The organism is Rhodococcus sp. SMB37, assembly GCF_004345605.1.
Lineage (GTDB): Bacteria > Actinomycetota > Actinomycetes > Mycobacteriales > Mycobacteriaceae > Rhodococcus.
The window spans coordinates 110,951-126,920 of sequence record NZ_SLVY01000018.1; the positions used below are offsets into that span (position 1 = coordinate 110,951).

The 15,970-nt window shown below is 64.2% G+C and carries 13 protein-coding genes and 3 pseudogenes; 15 read left to right on the plus strand and 1 reads right to left on the minus strand.

Features of this window, described 5'->3' with window-relative positions; translation table 11 throughout:
- From EV641_RS24305 to EV641_RS24370, 15 genes and pseudogenes are all read left to right on the plus strand, one after another.
- Complete coding sequence (locus EV641_RS24305; protein WP_054712963.1) at nt 1-837, plus strand: SDR family NAD(P)-dependent oxidoreductase; 837 nt, start codon at nt 1-3, stop codon at nt 835-837.
- Nucleotides 838-899: 62 nt separating this feature from the next.
- Nucleotides 900-1,220 (plus strand): annotated as a pseudogene (locus EV641_RS30205) (HNH endonuclease); the annotation flags it as partial.
- 161 nt (nt 1,221-1,381) lie between these two features.
- The gene (locus tag EV641_RS30210; RefSeq protein WP_277874524.1) at nt 1,382-2,029 is read left to right on the plus strand and encodes an HNH endonuclease signature motif containing protein; all 648 of its coding nucleotides are present in this window, start codon (nt 1,382-1,384) and stop codon (nt 2,027-2,029) included.
- 229 nt (nt 2,030-2,258) lie between these two features.
- Complete coding sequence (locus EV641_RS24325; RefSeq protein WP_132475198.1) at nt 2,259-2,990, plus strand: Clp protease N-terminal domain-containing protein; 732 nt, start codon at nt 2,259-2,261, stop codon at nt 2,988-2,990.
- A gap of 100 nt (nt 2,991-3,090) precedes the next feature.
- The gene (locus EV641_RS29335) at nt 3,091-3,261 is read left to right on the plus strand and encodes a hypothetical protein (RefSeq protein WP_158289210.1); all 171 of its coding nucleotides are present in this window, start codon (nt 3,091-3,093) and stop codon (nt 3,259-3,261) included.
- Between the two features lie 139 nt (nt 3,262-3,400).
- A complete protein-coding gene (locus tag EV641_RS24330) occupies nt 3,401-3,568 on the plus strand; it encodes a putative ATP-grasp target RiPP (protein ID WP_132475200.1) in 168 nt (55 codons plus the stop codon).
- A 110-nt stretch (nt 3,569-3,678) separates the two neighbouring features.
- Nucleotides 3,679-4,005 (plus strand): annotated as a pseudogene (locus EV641_RS30300) (MvdC/MvdD family ATP grasp protein); the annotation flags it as partial.
- 27 nt (nt 4,006-4,032) lie between these two features.
- Nucleotides 4,033-4,692 carry a hypothetical protein gene (locus EV641_RS29965; protein ID WP_241997438.1) on the plus strand — a complete coding sequence of 220 codons (660 nt, stop codon included), beginning with the start codon at nt 4,033-4,035 and terminating at the stop codon, nt 4,690-4,692.
- Nucleotides 4,689-5,795 carry a TIGR04500 family putative peptide maturation system protein gene (locus EV641_RS24340; protein ID WP_054712958.1) on the plus strand — a complete coding sequence of 369 codons (1,107 nt, stop codon included), beginning with the start codon at nt 4,689-4,691 and terminating at the stop codon, nt 5,793-5,795. The genes EV641_RS29965 and EV641_RS24340 overlap by 4 nt, the downstream gene beginning before the upstream one ends.
- Nucleotides 5,792-7,942, plus strand: a complete 2,151-nt coding sequence (locus EV641_RS24345; RefSeq protein ID WP_132475204.1) for a peptidase domain-containing ABC transporter — start codon at nt 5,792-5,794, stop codon at nt 7,940-7,942. The genes EV641_RS24340 and EV641_RS24345 overlap by 4 nt, the downstream gene beginning before the upstream one ends.
- Before the next feature lie 54 nt (nt 7,943-7,996).
- Entirely contained in the window at nt 7,997-10,834 is a 2,838-nt protein-coding gene (locus EV641_RS24350; protein ID WP_054712953.1) for a BTAD domain-containing putative transcriptional regulator, read from the plus strand.
- 31 nt (nt 10,835-10,865) lie between these two features.
- Nucleotides 10,866-12,347, plus strand: a complete 1,482-nt coding sequence (locus EV641_RS24355; RefSeq protein ID WP_132475206.1) for a carboxylesterase family protein — start codon at nt 10,866-10,868, stop codon at nt 12,345-12,347.
- 74 nt (nt 12,348-12,421) lie between these two features.
- Nucleotides 12,422-14,543 (plus strand): annotated as a pseudogene (locus EV641_RS24360) (catalase).
- A 45-nt stretch (nt 14,544-14,588) separates the two neighbouring features.
- Nucleotides 14,589-15,092, plus strand: a complete 504-nt coding sequence (locus tag EV641_RS24365; RefSeq protein ID WP_054712951.1) for a DUF4383 domain-containing protein — start codon at nt 14,589-14,591, stop codon at nt 15,090-15,092.
- Nucleotides 15,093-15,208: 116 nt separating this feature from the next.
- Nucleotides 15,209-15,478 carry a DUF4235 domain-containing protein gene (locus tag EV641_RS24370; protein ID WP_054712949.1) on the plus strand — a complete coding sequence of 90 codons (270 nt, stop codon included), beginning with the start codon at nt 15,209-15,211 and terminating at the stop codon, nt 15,476-15,478.
- Between the two features lie 164 nt (nt 15,479-15,642).
- Here the strand turns inward: EV641_RS24370 and EV641_RS24375 are convergent, their stop codons facing one another.
- Nucleotides 15,643-15,966 (minus strand): YbaB/EbfC family nucleoid-associated protein, encoded by a 324-nt coding sequence (locus tag EV641_RS24375; protein ID WP_132475208.1) that lies wholly within the window; start codon nt 15,964-15,966, stop codon nt 15,643-15,645.
- Nucleotides 15,967-15,970 lie beyond the last annotated feature (4 nt).

A 15,970-nucleotide genomic window follows, 5' to 3' on the forward strand; every position in this document is an offset into this window, starting at 1 on the left:
ATGGCAGAACAGAAGATCGCTCTCGTCACCGGTGCGAGCCGCAGCGTCGGCAAGGGAATCGCCTGCGCACTCGGATCGGACGGATGGACGGTCTATGTCACGGGCCGGGGGCCGGTCGGAGACGGCGGACCACTCGACCAGACCGCTGCGACGGTCACCGAACGCGGCGGCTGCGGCATCGCTGTGCAATGCGATCACCGCGACGATAAGCAGATCCACGAACTCTTCACCCGTATCGCCGACGAGCAGAGCGGCCGAATCGACCTGCTGGTGAACAACGTGTGGGCGAGTCCGAAAGGATTCGCCGGCTTCACCGATCCGTTCTGGAAACGCCCTGTCGATGACTGGGACAGCCTCATCGGCGTGGGTTTACGAGCCCACTACGTCGCCTCGGTCGAGGCTGCCCAGCTCATGGTGCCGCAGGGAAGCGGGATGATGGTCAACATCTCGTCGTTCGGCACGCGCGGGTACCTGCACTCGGTGTTGTACGGGATGTCCAAGGCGGGCCTGGACAAGATGGCCGCCGACATGGCCGTCGACCTGCGCGACACGGGCGTGACGGCGCTGTCGCTGTGGCCGGGACTCGTGAAGAACGAGGCCATGCTGGCCCGCGGACTCGACAACTTCCAGGGCTTTCCGCTCGCTAATGCCGAGACCCCCGAGTTCATCGGACGTGTTGTCGTCGCATTGGCCGGTGACCCGAATGTGCACGAACGCAGTGGTTCCACGCTGATCACCGCGGAAGCAGCACTCGACTACGGAGTAGTGGATGTCGAAGGGAATCAACCGGATTCGCACAGGGCTCTGTTCGGTGGTGGTCCCGTGTTCGGGCGATGAACAGAACTCCGCATCCCGTCTCCGCCGAAATCCACACCGCGCAGGTGCAGCGAGTGGATCTGATGATCGCGATGTTCGAACGCGACACCGTCAAAGACCACGGTTACCGCAGCCCCGCACACTGGCTCGCCGCCGCAACCAACCTCGAGATCGGCGAATGCCACCGCATCGAATCACTCGCGAAGCTCCTCCGGCTCGAACCGGAAGTCCGCGACGCCTACGCATCCGGGCTACTCGATGCAGACAAAGCCCGCCAGATCGCCTACTTCTGCCAACACTACCCACGCACCATGAACCCGTGCGACTTCGAGAAAGCCCGCACCATCCTCATCGACCACGCCAGAAAGACCGTCGCCACCAAAGCCACCGTGCGAGCCCTGATCCGCCGCCTCGAACACCTCTACAGCACCGGCGACGGACCACCACCCGGTGAAGACACCACGCGCAACGAACTGTTCGTCTCCACCACCCTGCACGGCAGGGTCGTCATCAAGGAGACTTCGACGCCGTCACCGGAGCACGCCTCCGGCACCTGCTCTCACCACTGTCGGCACCGAGGCCCGAAACGAACGGCATCACAGACGACCGGCCTCCCTTCAGACGCACCGCCGACGCCTTCGAGCAACTCCTGCAGTGCGTCGAAGCCGCCGGACTCGCCCCCGTCGAAGGCGGTGTGAAACCACACGTGACGGTGACAGCCTCCATCAAAGACCTCACGAACAACGCCGCCGTGAAGGAACTGTTCGCCCACAGTCCCGAACACGGGTACGCGACCGAACCGTGGGCCGGACCGTTGTCGATCGACGCTGCCAGGATGCTCGCCTGCGATTGCCAGGTCACTCGGATCCTGCTCGACGAACACGGCGTGCCGCTGGCACACGGACGGACGCACCGTTCGGCGACGGTCGCGCAACGCCGCGCCCTCACAGTGCGAGACGGCGGATGCTCCTTTCCCGAGTGTTCGACACCACCGGCGTGGGCAGATGCCCACCACATTGACCACTGGGTCGACGGTGGTGACACCGACCTCGACAACCTCGTGCTGCTCTGCGGACACCACCACCGGTTGATGCATCACACCGACTGGGAAGTCGAGATGACCGAATACCGTCGGCCGCAGTTCATTCCACCCGAGAGTGTGGATCTGTTCCGGAAGCCGATACCAGGGAACAGGCCGGAGTTGGTCGCCTAGTTCCAGTAGTGCGGCCGGCCGTCGGACGTTTCGGCGGTTGTTGGTATCGGTGCGACGTTCGAGCAGTCCCTTGTCTTCGAGCCGGCTGAGCCGATTGGTCACCGCCGCCCCCCGTCATCCGAGGGCGATTGCTGCGGATGGTGTTCCCTGCGATGTGCCTGCGATCGGCCGGTGACAAGATCGTCAACTAGTGGTTGACGATCAAGCTTCGTCAACCTACGGTTGACGTATGACTGAACCAACGCGTAGCACCCACCCGGTTCGCCTCGACGACCTCATCGAAGCGATCAAGAAAGTCCACCCCGACGCCCTCGACCAACTCCAGGACGCCATGGTCGCCGCCGACCACCTCGGAGACGTGGCCGATCACCTCATCGGCCACTTCGTCGACCAGGCCAGACGCTCCGGCGCATCGTGGTCGGAGATCGGTCAACGTATGGGAGTGTCCAAACAGGCTGCTCAGAAGCGGTTCGTATCGAAGGCCGACAACGACCTCGATCCGAACGAGGGATTCAACCGCTTCACCCCACGCGCGAAGAACGTTGTGATGGCGTCGATGAACGAGGCGCGTGCGGCGGGCAATGCGGAGATAGCGCCCGGACACCTCGTACTGGGGCTGCTGGCGGATCCCGCTGGGCTTGCCTCCCGCGCACTCGTCGCACAGGGAATCACGCTCGACGATCTGCGGCGTGCTGTCCATGCTGCCCTGCCGGAACAGGCGACGGGAGAACTCCCGGAGCTCATACCGTATGACGCGCAGGCAAGGAAGGCTCTCGAACTGACCTTCCGCGAGGCGTTGCGACTCGGGCACAACTACATCGGCACCGAACACATCCTGCTGGCGCTCCTCGAACTGGAGGACGGCACGGGACCATTGTCGTCGGCCGGCGTCGACAAATCGAAGGTCGAAGCGAACGTCACCGAAGCGCTCGCGGCAATCGAGGCAGCTCAGGAGAACTGAACGACTGCGTTGTCGCTGCTCAGAAGTTGCTCGGTGCCTTCCCCGACAGTTGTGCGTGCGCCGGACCGTCCGGCGCACGCACAACTCGAGGAGACAGGCCATGCGTAAGTTCGACATCGACACCATCTCGGCAGACGGCACAGTGCTCGACGAATCACGACTTGCTCGGATTCTGGGTGGCCGAGGGGTCATCCGTGATGACAAGGGGCGGACCGGCTGCATTCCAGATCTGGATGGTTCCATCCGCGCAGACGATCCGATCGTGGGTTGAGCCCGAGCCACGCCGAGATGTATCTCTGTGCCAGTGACAGAGTCGGCGCTTATCGCTTGCTCAGAGTCTGCACAGCCGGCCTCGTGACGATATCCGTGCTGCCGGAAGGTCCGGCACGGAACACGCGAAGGAGAGCTGAATGAGCAAGTTCACGATCGACACGATTTCCGCGATGGGCGTCGAACTGGACGAGTCCCGACTGGCCCGCGTGGCGGGTGGCAAGGCGAAGGCCAAGGAAAAGTGCGAGATCATCATCAACACGGAGACCTGCCAACCTGAGGGGCCCGATGTCATCGTCCAGGGCTAGTTGACGGATGGTCGGCTGCTCTGTGCCGTCTTCCGTTTTACGGGAGATCGCGTCGGATCGTGGCCCGGGGCGTGGTCTTGCGCCCCGGGCAGTCCCCGGAGGTCTTCGTAGTGACTCATGTCCTTGTTCTCACCTGTCCCGGTGATGTGCACGCGGATGCCGTCATCGAGCGGTTGGTCCAGCGCCGGGCGGGATACGCAGTTTTCGATCCAGGTGAATTCCCCGTCAACGCAGCGCTTTCAGTATCGTATTCCCGATCCGGATCAATCGAACGTACACTCTCGAACTCTGCGGGCGGACTTGATCTCGATGCTGTTGACAGCATCTGGTTTCGGCGACCCAACCTGCCCGGTCCGGATCCTGAGATCGACGATCCCGTTTCGCGAGAATGTATCCGGGACGAGACCCGTACGTTCTCCTCCTACGTTTGGGACAGTCTGGATTGTCTCGCAGTGCCGGGAACGATGCGGGCGATACGGTATGCATCGCACAAGCCTGCTCAGCTGGCGCTCGCGGGTGTACTCGGTTTCGCTGTTCCCCCAACCCTCATCACCTCCGATCCGCAGGCGTTCATGGATTTCTGGGATCGCCATGGCGGGCAGATCATCACGAAACCGCTCGAAAACCCTTCGATCGGAGTGCGTGGACGGATGTTCGCCCGATACTCCGAGACCCCCGCGACCATGGACCTCGCTGCGGCAGATGCCATCCGATTCTGTCCGGTGATTGCGCAGGCGTATGTACCCAAGCTCGTCGAATTGCGGGTGACGGTTGTCGGTGATCGCGCGTTTGCGGTCGAAATCGACAGCCAGCGAAGCAATCACGCGCGACGTGACTGGCGCAAGTACGATTCCACGCCGGGCCTGTATGCAGTCCACTCCCTGCCGGACGACATGGCCGAACGCTGCGTCCGGCTCGTGTCCGAGTTCGACCTGAATTACGGTGCCATGGATCTCATCCTCACGCCTGACGGAGATTACGTCTTCCTCGAGATCAACCCGGCCGGCCAATGGCTGTGGCTCGAATCAGCAACAGGTATCCCGATTGCGGACGCCGTCGCAGATCTGTTGCTCTCTGCCGCGGACCGATCACCACAATCGTTGACGAACGGAGCTTTTCGATGACCCTCATCACGTCGCAGCGACACCACACTCTCGATGCGAGTCTGCTGTCCGACCTTCTGGACATGATCCGCCTGGAGAACAGTGCATCCAGCGACGTGCACGCCGACTCATCGGAAACCCTCCGCGTCCTACGCGAGAACAATCCCGAACTCCGGATGCGGCTCGTGCGACACATCGAGCCTTTCGACGGGTCGACACAGAGTGCACTACTCGTCACCGATGCGGACGGATGCGTGACGACACTGTCGTGGTCTCCACCCTCTTTCCTGCCGTGGCCACTTCGTGGTGCGCGGCGCGTCGGTGAATCAGCGCTCTTATCGGTGGACGGAGAGACCCTCACGGTCGGCGACGCCATCCTGCATCTCGACGGGATGTGGGATCGTCCCGACCTCCTCACCGGGCTCATCGATGCCTGCACGATCCGCATTGCGCTCGAAGAAGACCCCGTCGAGCTGACCGACGCGCAAGTGCAGGTGGCGATCGATGGCTTCCGCCGGGCACGAGGCCTGCTCACCCGCGACGCGACCGAATCCTGGATGGTTCGAAATCATTTGAGCCCGACCATGTTCGAGAGAACTGTGCGGCAAGAGGCAGAACTAGCGGTGCTCCGCAGGCGCATCGTCGGCGACCGTGCCTCGGTGTGGCTCCGGGAGCACCCCGCTGCGCTCGACCGCGCACGCATCGCCCGGGTGGTGTTCCCGAGCCGTGCGGAAGCATCCGAGTTCGCGATGCGGGTCGCCGACGTTCACAGCTATGACGCCGACGACGCGATTCGCTACTTCACCGGCGAGGCCGGTCTTGCTGTGGCCGCGGACCGTGGCCAGGTGGCGTTCTGCGAGATCGGGCGCGGTGACCTCGACGGTGATCTCGCGAACCTGGTCCTCGCCTCGAAGCCGGGAACCGTAATGGCTGCGCGCGTGAGCCACGACGGATGGGAAGTCGTGCAGGTTCTCGCCGTACATCGCGCACCGATCGATGCCTCGGCCCTGCGGATCGCCGAGCAGTACGTGTTCGACGAGTGGCTCGCCGAACGAAGGCGTGCCGCGCGGGTCGAGTGGTTCTGGGGTGAGGCCGAGAATACCGATCGAGTCGCGGCATCGTGACACGCAGGGTCCGCCTACGGCATCAGTCGGGAATGTCGGACTGCGGCGCAGCGTGTCTGGCCATGATTCTCGACTACTACGGTGCGCCGAGGACGGTGAACGACGTGGCCGACGACCTTGCGGTGGGCCGCGACGGGACGACGGCACTCGCGCTGGTCCAGGCAGCCCGAGGCTACGGACTGGAGGTGCGGGCATTCGGACGGCCCGCAGAATCGATCGTCGGCGGCCACACCATGCTGCCCGCACTCGTGCACTGGGAACACAATCATTTCGTCGTCGTCGACCGCGTCACGGCACGCCACGTGCTGGTGGTGGACCCGAGCCGGGGTCGACAGCGCCTGACACACGACGACTTCGCGGAGCGGTACTCGGGCGTGGTGCTCGAATTCGCGGCGGGCGACGTGGCGGGGAAGAACCAACCGGCACGTCCTCGAGATACCCGCTGGCGACGAGAATTCCTCTCACTCGTCTGGCGGAACAACCGCGCTTCGTTGGCCGCGACACTGTGCGCGTCGGTGGTCTTGCAGGTCGTCGGCGTCGTGATTCCGCTGCTCACTGCGGTGTTCGTCGACAAGGTCATTCCCGAATCCGACCTCCGGCTTCTGAGCCTGCTTGCTGTGGCGTTGGCCGGTATCGCGTTCGTGGTGCTGGCGGTGGGGGCGTTGCGCACCATCGTCATCGCACTGATGCGTCGCCGTGTCGATGCTGCACTCAGCGGATACTCGGTCGAGCGACTGTTCTCGCTGCCCTTCGCCTATTTCATGCGAAGGGGCACGAATGACGTTGCGCAGCGCGTCGGAGGTATCGGCACCATCCGAGATCTGCTCACCGAGAGGGTCGTGTCCGCTCTGATCGACGGTCCACTCGCGATCGCCTACATCGCGATCGTGATGTGGTGGGCGCCAGGTGTCGGTGCGGGTCTGCTTGTGCTCACGGTGGTGCAGGCGCTTCTGATCTGGGTGGTGCATCGACGCGTGGTCGATCTGAAGCAGCGTGAGGCCGCCACCGCCGCTGAAGCCGAAGGCCTGCTCATCGAAAACATTCGCGGTATCGAAACGGTGAAGGCCTCCGGAACCGAGGCTGCGGTGATCGCGCGATGGACGGCACGGTTCGAGCAGGCGCTCTCCGTCTCGGTCCGGAGCTCCCTCGTGTCCGGTCTGGTCGATGCGGCGCAGGCTTCGTTACGTGCGGCTGCGCCGGCCGTGCTGCTGTTCGTCGGCGCAATCCATGTGCTGGACGGTCGACTGTCGCTCGGGCAACTCATTGCGGTGAACGGGATGGCCGTGGCTGCAATGGGTTTCGTCACGTCGCTCCTCACGCTCGTGCAATACCTGCAGTCTGCCGCGGCATACGCGCGGCGTCTCCGGGACATCCTCGAATCCGCTCCCGAACAGCAGGGGCTCGAAGTCTCTACCGCGCCGACACTGTCGGGTGCGATCAGCCTCCGCGATGTCGGATTCCGGTACAGTCCGAGATCCCCATGGGTGCTGCGCGGAATCGATTGCGAGATTCCGGCGGGGGCCACGGTCGCGCTCGTGGGGCGGTCCGGTTCAGGGAAGAGCACGCTCGCGCGTCTGCTGCTCGGGTTGTATATCCCCGACGAAGGCACGGTTCTCTACGACGGCCTCGACGCGCAGCGCCTCGAGGCCCGGTCGTTGCGCGCACAGTTCGGTGTCGTCACGCAGGACTCCACGTTGTTCACCGGCAGCGTCGCCGAAAACATTGCCACCGGGAATCCCGACGCGCCGTTCGAAGACATCGTGCGGGCCGCGTCCCTCGCGCAGATCCACGAGGACATTGCTGACCTGCCGATGGGTTACGACACCGTCCTTCGTGAAGGCGGCGGTCTCTCCGGTGGCCAGCGGCAGAGGGTGACCATCGCCCGCGCGCTCCTGACCCGGCCTCGGGTGCTGTTGTTTGATGAGGCGACGAGCGCTCTCGATTCGGTGACCGAAGCCGCCGTCGTCGCGGGAATCGGGCGGTTACGCCAAACCCGTATCGTCATTGCACATCGCCTGTCCACGGTGCGCACCGCAGATCTGATCTTGGTGCTGGAAGACGGTCGCGTCGTCGAATCCGGCACATACGCCGAGCTGCTGATGCAGAAGGGTATTTTTGCGGATCTGTGCGCCGAATCAGCGCGGTAACCTCGACGTCGACAGTCCCCGGGGAGGGGCCGTGACGAGTCGGGGGTGTGGTCCATGGGCACACGCGTCGGTGGTGCAGAACTCCCGGATGCGCAGATCACAGTGGGGGTTCTCGGGCCTGTCACGGCGCTCCGCGCCGGTGTTCCCATCGACCTCGGCGGACCACGTCAACGCGCCTTGCTTGCTGCACTTGCTGTGGCGTATCCGCACTCGGTGAGCGCGGATCAGCTTCTTGCCGATGTGTGGAACGACGTGCTGGAACCGACGGTCAACGCTTTGCACTTTGCTGTGTCGAAACTGCGTCGCCACCTCGATCCACAGCGTAACCGCGGGCAGGGAGGCCCGGTTGTGCGCAGCGGGTCCCATTATGCGTTGCGGATCACCGAACTCGACTCGGCCCGATTCGATGCTCTCATCAGGACGGCCCATGAGGTTCGCGCGACGGAGACACCCACAGCCCCGGACGATGCCGCGGCGCTTCTGAACGAGGCGCTCGGGCTGTGGCGAGGCGAACCGTTCCAGGACGTCGCGCACCTCGCTTGTGTGGCCCCCGAGCGGACACGATTGGACGGGCTGTATCGCGACGCATCGAGTGCGCTCGTCGATATCGATCTTGCTCGCGGACGCACGCGCGAGGCACTGCACGCCGCGGAGTCACTTGTCGAGCGGTATCCTCTCGACGAGCGCGCGTGGGAACTGTTGGCGCTCTCGATGTATCGAAGTGGACGCCAGGCCGACGCGCTTGCCGCGATTCGGCGCGTTCGGCAGATATTGATGGACGAACTCGGTGTAGATCCCGGTGCCGCGATACAGGAGCTCGAGCAACGGATTCTCACGCACGAGGTTGCGCCGCTGCCGCCGGACGAACCTGCGCCTCCGGTGCTGCCGGCATGTCGTACTCGGCTGATCGGAAGGACGGCGGACCTGGCGACAGTGTCCGATCTGCTGGACAGTCATGCGCTGGTGACCCTGTTCGGCCCCGGCGGCGTGGGGAAGACGCGGCTTGCGCTCGAGGTGGCGCGAAGCCACCGAACCGGGGAAAATGCCTGGTTCGTCGATCTCGCGGGTGTGGCAGAAGGGTCGTCGATCACGGCGCCGGTTGCCCAGGCCCTGGGCCTGCCGGGTGTGGGGACGGTCGAGGAGCTTGCCGCTCTTATCGGCGGACGTGGGATGTTCCTCATCCTCGACAACTGCGAACATCTCGTCGTTGCGGTGGCGCACCTCGTCGCGGTGCTGCTGGAACGCTGCCGTCGTGTCCGTATGCTGGCCACGAGCCGAGAGCTGTTGGACGTCGACAGCGAAGTCGGATACGAAATCAGGCCGCTCGAACTGGCCTCCGCTGTCGAGCTGTTCGCTGATCGTGCCGTTCGCTTCGACCCCGGTTGGTCGCCGGCGACGGCAGATTCCACATCAGTGCATCGGATTTGTGAAGACCTGGACGGACTTCCGCTCGCGCTCGAGCTTGCCGCCGCACAACTGTGTGTGTTGTCCGAGAGTCAGATCGCGGACGGACTTGCGGATCGGTTCACGATGCTCAACGCAGGACCGCGTTTCGCCGGGGCGCGCCAACGACGTCTCATCGATACCGTCGACTGGAGTTACCGAATGCTCGACGCGCCGTCGTCGTGGGCGTTGCGGGCCATCTCGGTCTTTGCGGGAAGCTTCGACATCCACGGCGTCGCTGCCGTGCTCGGTGTAGACGACCCGATTCGCGTGGTCGACACTGTGCGAGTGTTGGTGCGTCGCTCGTTGCTGTCGGTTGTACCCGATACCACGCCCAGACGATACGTGATGCTGCAGACCATCAAACACTTTGCTGCACAACAACGTACACCTGATGAGGAGATGCGCGTTGTGGCCGCGTACCGCAATCGAGTCTTCCGGAGGGCGGTCGCTCTGACGGCCGAACTCCGGGGGCCCGGTGCGCGGGATGCGGTGTCCGAGCTGGCCGCCGACCGGGCGGAGCATCGAGCGGTGCTGGCCGCTGCGCTCGAAAGCGGCGACCCGCACTATGTTCTCGAACTGTCCGGTGCTCTGTATTGGTTCTGGTACCGCAAGGCAAACGTGTCGGAAGGGCTGGGTTTTCTGAGCGCCGCGATCGACGGAGTCGAACAGCATCCGATCGCCCCCAAGCCGGAGCACCTCGGCAGGGCGCTGTTGGGGATGGCGCTTCTCACCGACCTCACCGGCGACTCCGAGACCGCGCAGCGTCACAGCGACCGCGCCCGTGAGGTGCTGCTCGACAGCGGCGATGCTGCAGACATCGCCTATGCGGACTCACTGCGGGCCTACTACCGCACCGTGTGCGGTGATCACGACGGCGCGGTGGACATCGTGCAGCGAAGTCTCATCGATGCACGCCGTCTCGGCGTCGACTGGATCGAAGCCTCCCTCCTCATGGTCATGGGAATCGCTCAGCGCAGCAGCGGAGACATGGAGGCGGCAGCGACCCTGCGGAAGTCCGTCGAAGTCGGTCGCCGTTGCGGATATCAGTGGGTGCCGATCTGCTCGTTGTGGGCGCTGGCGAAGATCGCGGCGGACTCCCGCGACCACGAAGAAGGGCTCGCACTTGCGCGCGAGATCCTCCCGATTCTCGAATTCGACAGCGAAGTGACCGGGTGGATCGTCACGATGCACACTGCGGCGGCCGCGCTCGCGCAAGCGGGACGCACTGCCGACGCAGCACGCGTGTTGGGGGCGGTTCGCGTGCACGCTGAGCGCGTAGGGGTGCAGATCGATCTTCTCGATCCGTACAGCGCGGAGGAGGACGCGGCGATGACCGCGGCGTCGCGCACCGGCAACTTCGACGCGTACTGCGACGAGGGTGCCACCATGACCCGTGAGGAAGTCGGCGCTTTGCTGACGACCTCTCGGTTCGGCATGCGATGCTGACGATCGGACGGCCCGAACATGAGGAGAGTGAATGAATCCCGTTGTGGAGACCACACGCGGACGGGTGCGCGGAGCTGTCGTGGGCGGTACTGCGATCTTCAAGGGCATCCCGTATGCGGCTGCACCGTTCGGTGACCTCAGGTTCGCGGCACCTGAACCCGCACCGAAATGGGACGACGTGCGAGATGCGGCCGAATTCGGCCCCACCGCACCCAAGGCGGCCTACGGTGCGCCGTTCGACAGGTTCTTCGAAGATCCGGCGATTCCCGGTGAGAACCCACTGAACCTGAACGTGTGGACGCCCGGTGTCGATGCGTCGTTGCCGGTGCTCGTCTGGATCCACGGCGGCGCGTTCGTTCGTGGCAGCAGTGCGGTGCCACTGTACGACGGCGCGAACTTCGCCCGCGACGGCGTCGTCTTCGTCAGCATCAACTACCGGCTCGGCGCCGAAGGCTTCGCCCTTCTGTCCGGCGCACCTGCCAATCGCGGGCTGCTCGATCAGGTGGCTGCGCTCGAGTGGGTTCGCGACAACATCGCCGCGTTCGGCGGTAACCCCGAGGCCGTGACAATCGTCGGTGAATCCGCGGGCGGGATGAGCGTCGGATCGCTACTGGCGATGCCCTCTGCAGAAGGCCTGTTCCGTCGTGCGATTGCGCAGAGTGGAGCCGGGCATTCGGTGATGTCGGCGGACACAGCGCGAAAGGTGTCGGGGGCGTTGGCGGAAGCGCTCGACGTCGAACCCACCCGCGCAGGCCTCTCGACGATCGATCGCGACAAACTTGTCGAGGCTCAGGAGGCGTTGGTCGCGCGGATCCGCGGCGAGTCGGATCCGGCGGTGTGGGGTGAGATTCCGACTCACGCGATGGCCTTCGAACCGTGCATCGATGGCACAGTGCTGCCGGAGCTGCCCATCGATCGGATCGCTGCTGGGGTGTCGTCCGATGTCGACGTTCTCGTCGGCCACAACGGTGACGAGATGACGCTGTTCCTGGTGCCCACCGGAATTGCCGACGCGGTCGACGACACGATGCTCCCCGCACTCGCAGCGTCCTATGGTCTTACGGAATCCGCGGCCCTCGACACCTACCGCGCGGCCCGACCGGAAGCGACGCCCGGTGAGGTGCTCATGCATGTGGTGCGCGACTGGATGTATCGGATTCCGGTCGTCCGCGTCGCCGAGGCGCGCTCTGCGTTCGACGCTGCCACGTACGTGTATCGCTTCGATTGGAAGTCGCCCGAGTGCGACGGCCGGCTCGGCGCGACGCACGCGCTGGACATCGGGTTCGTGTTCGACAATCTCCGTGTCTCGGGAAACAGCGCGTTGGCGGGTCCGAATCCTCCGCAGGATCTGGCCCAGCGGATGCATCAGGCCTGGGTGACGTTTGTGACGACAGGCGCCCCGGGGTGGGCGCCGTACGGATCTGCGCGCACCGAGATGGTCTTCGGTGATACATGCGCGACTGCCGACGACGTGGAGCCGGATCTGCGTGCGCTGTGGGATGGGATCCGCTGACTACGTTTGATCTCGGAGCAGTCGGGTAGCCAACTGGAAGGTCACCGTCCACGCTCACGAATCGGAGACAACACATGTCCGGCGATATCCCCAAGGTCCCAGGTACTCCTTCGTCGATCGAGCCGAGCGTCGACGAGCCCACGGCTCCGGTGGATCCACCCGAGGCCAAACCCGACCAGTCGGAGCCCGCCGGTGTGACCGCCGCCGGTGCCCCCGTCGACGCGGCACGCACGCGTGCGCAGCAGAGCCGGTTTCTGACCACTGCTCAGGGAGCCCGTCTCACCGATACGGACCATTCACTCAAGGCAGGCGAGCGTGGTCCCACCTTGCTGCAAGACCATCATCTCCGTGAGAAGATCACGCACTTCGATCACGAGCGAATCCCCGAGCGCGTCGTTCATGCGCGCGGTGCTGCAGCGCACGGAGTGTTCCGCGGGAACGGCGCCGCGACGAGCCTCACCCGTGCCGGGTTCCTCGCCAAGGGCGTGGAGACCCCGGTCTTCGTGCGCTTCTCGACGGTGCTCGGTTCGCGTGGCTCCGCCGACGCGGTGCGCGACACTCGCGGATTCGCAACCAAGTTCTACACCGACGAAGGTGTTTTCGATCTTGTGGGAAACAACATCCCGGTGTTTTTCATTCAAGATGCCATCAAGTTCCCCGACATCATCCATGCGGGTAAGCCTCATCCCGATCGGGAGATCCCTCAGGCCCAGAGCGCCCACGACACATTCTGGGATTTCGTCACACTCCATACCGAAGCGGCCGCGCACACGATGTGGAACATGTCCGACCGGGGTATACCGCGGTCGTTCCGCATGATGGAAGGCTTCGGGATCCACACGTTCCGCCTCATCAACGGAGACGGTGAATCGTCACTGGTCAAATTCCACTGGAAGCCGCGCCTCGGGGTGCACTCGCTGGTATGGGAGGAGGCCCAGTTGGTCAACGGCTTCGATCCGGACTTTCATCGGCGCGACCTTGCGGACGCGATCGAAGCCGGCGCATATCCGGAATGGGATCTCGGTGTTCAGGTGTTTCCGGACACTCCCGAGCAGATGTTCGAGGGCATCGATCTTCTCGATCCCACCAAGATCGTTCCGGAGGAGCTCGCACCGGTGCAGATCATCGGCAGCATGGTGCTCAACGCGAATCCCAGTAACTTCTTTCGCCGAGACCGAGCAGGTCGCGTTCCACCCCGGACATCTGGTTTCCGGAATCGATGTGACCGACGACCCACTGCTTCAAGGCCGCCTGTTTTCCTACCTCGATACACAGATCACGCGGCTCGGTGGACCCAACTTCGCGCAGATCCCGATCAACCGCACTCATGCTCCCGTCAACGACATGTTGCGCGACGGCTTCCATCAGCACGCCGTACACACCGGAGTGGCGCCGTACCGGCCGAACTCGCTCGACGCCGGATGCCCGTTCGCAGCGGCGCTCGAGGACGGCGCGTTCATCGACTTTCCTCATGAACTTCCCGCCGCGAAGAAGGAGCGCGCGGCGGCGCGTTCGTTCGATGATCACTTCTCGCAGGTGCGCTTGTTCTACGTGAGTCTTTCCGAGGTCGAGAAGCAGCACGTCGCGAGCGCCTACACGTTCGAGCTCGGGAAATGCTACGAGCAGGCCATCAAGGAACGCGGTCTGCAGGAGCTTGCGAACATCGACGCTGATCTGTGTGCAACAGTGGCGGCCGGTCTGGGCCTCGATGCTCCGGAACCCACTGTGCAGCTAGGTAATCCGACGCCGAGTCCGGCGCTGTCGCAGGTCGGTTCGACATGGCCGGTAGACGGGCGTGTCGTCGGTATCGTCGCCGATGACGCCACCGACATCGGTGAACTGCAGGCAGCGATCCAAGCGCTCGACGCCGCCGGTGTGGTCCCACTCGTCATTGCACCGCATGGCGGAACGCTCGGTGCCGGTGCGGTGCCCGTGTCGCGCACACTCCTGACCGCGAGGTCGGTGGAGTTCGATGCCGTGCTCTTCGCGGCGGCGCCCGAAGATCAGCGCGTGACTGTTCTCGTCGATGAGGCGTTCAGGCATCAGAAGGCGCTCGGCGCCTGGGGAAGCGGAACAGCCGCATTGAGGGACACCACGGCGCCCGGGGTCGCGACAGGGGACGAACCGCAGGAGCTGGTTTCTCAACTGCTCGAACTCCTGGGTTCGCACCGGGCTTGGGAGCGCGAGACCGTGTGACGGACTGCACCGCAACCTGTCCGGTGCAGCGACTTCGAGGTGCCCATGAGTGCCGACGATCAGATCTTCGCGGCTCGGCGTCGAGCGCAGGGATACGCACTTGTTGTCGCGTTCGTCTTCCTGATCATCGGCGTCCTCGGCTTCGTGCCCGGCTTGACTTCGAACTACAGCACGATTCTGCGGGCGGGAACGGACTCCCACGCCTATCTGCTGGGGTTCTTCCAGGTCTCGCTGGTCCACAACGCCGTCCATCTCGCGTTCGGCGTGGCCGGTGTGTTCGCGGCGCGTCGATTGCTCTGGTCACGCGCTTACCTTGCGGGCGGGGGAAGCCTCTATCTGGGGTTGGCCGTGTACGGCATGCTCATCGACCATCACAGCGCCGCCAACATCCTGCCGGTCAACAACGCCGACAACTGGCTGCATGTGACGCTCGGCGTCGTGATGCTTCTCCTCGCCGTGGACCCTCGCGGAGGACAACGCCCGCTCCTGCCGGGGAAGCGACCACCGAGAAGCAGGTGGCACCGTGTCCGGCGTCCGCGAGAGCCGTGAAACCGGTGGTGGAGTCGGGCGGGCGTCGTCGGCTGTTTGCGGCAGGGAAGCGTTGGGTAATTCGTTCAGGAGATGGTGGCGCCGGACCGGTGCCGTTACGGAGGAGGAACCGATAGATGGCCGATGCGCGCGTGATCTTCTACAAGCCACTCGCTCTTGCAGCAAGTGTCGGCGGAGGCCTGCTCGCAGGTGCGGTCTTCAGCCAGGTATGGAAACGGCTCGGTAAGGGTGCCGAGAAGCCTGAACCCCAGGATCTGTCGCAGAGCACCCGCGACGTGCTCGTCGCGGCGGCAGTGCAGGGGTTGATCTTCGGAATCGTGAAGGCCGGTGTGGACCGCGCCACCGCGAGTGGCTTCAAGAAGGTGACGCACGTGTCGCCGGAGTGACGGCCGATCGCGGGTCACATTCGAGGATCCGCTGACCCCACGATTCGTGTGACGGAGTTCACCGGAATGCGGGCTTACAAAGTTGGGGCGCCCCAAGTTATCCTTTCGTTACCTCTGGCCGCAGCTGATATTCTCGCTGCGGCCAGTTGTTATTCACGGGTAGTTCACCTGACCCTGGAACTGCTGGTCAGGGAGTTTTCGGTTCCGGACATGATGCGACGGACCCTGGGGTCCTCGGCGAGTTCCGCTCTGATGTTCCGTGCCCTCTCATTCGCGTCCGCATAGGCAGAGGCGTGCGCGCTCGCGATGCGGTCGGCGAGGACGCGGGGCGACAGGTCGTACGCGTGGGGAGGGACCTGGAGTCCCACGATCCGTCCGGTGGGTGACACGGTCATCACGATCCCGTGCGACGTTCCGCAACCTCTGATCATGTCGATCTCGTCCTGGATCCTGCGGACCTTCGACGAGAACTCTTCGGTTCGAGTCACGACG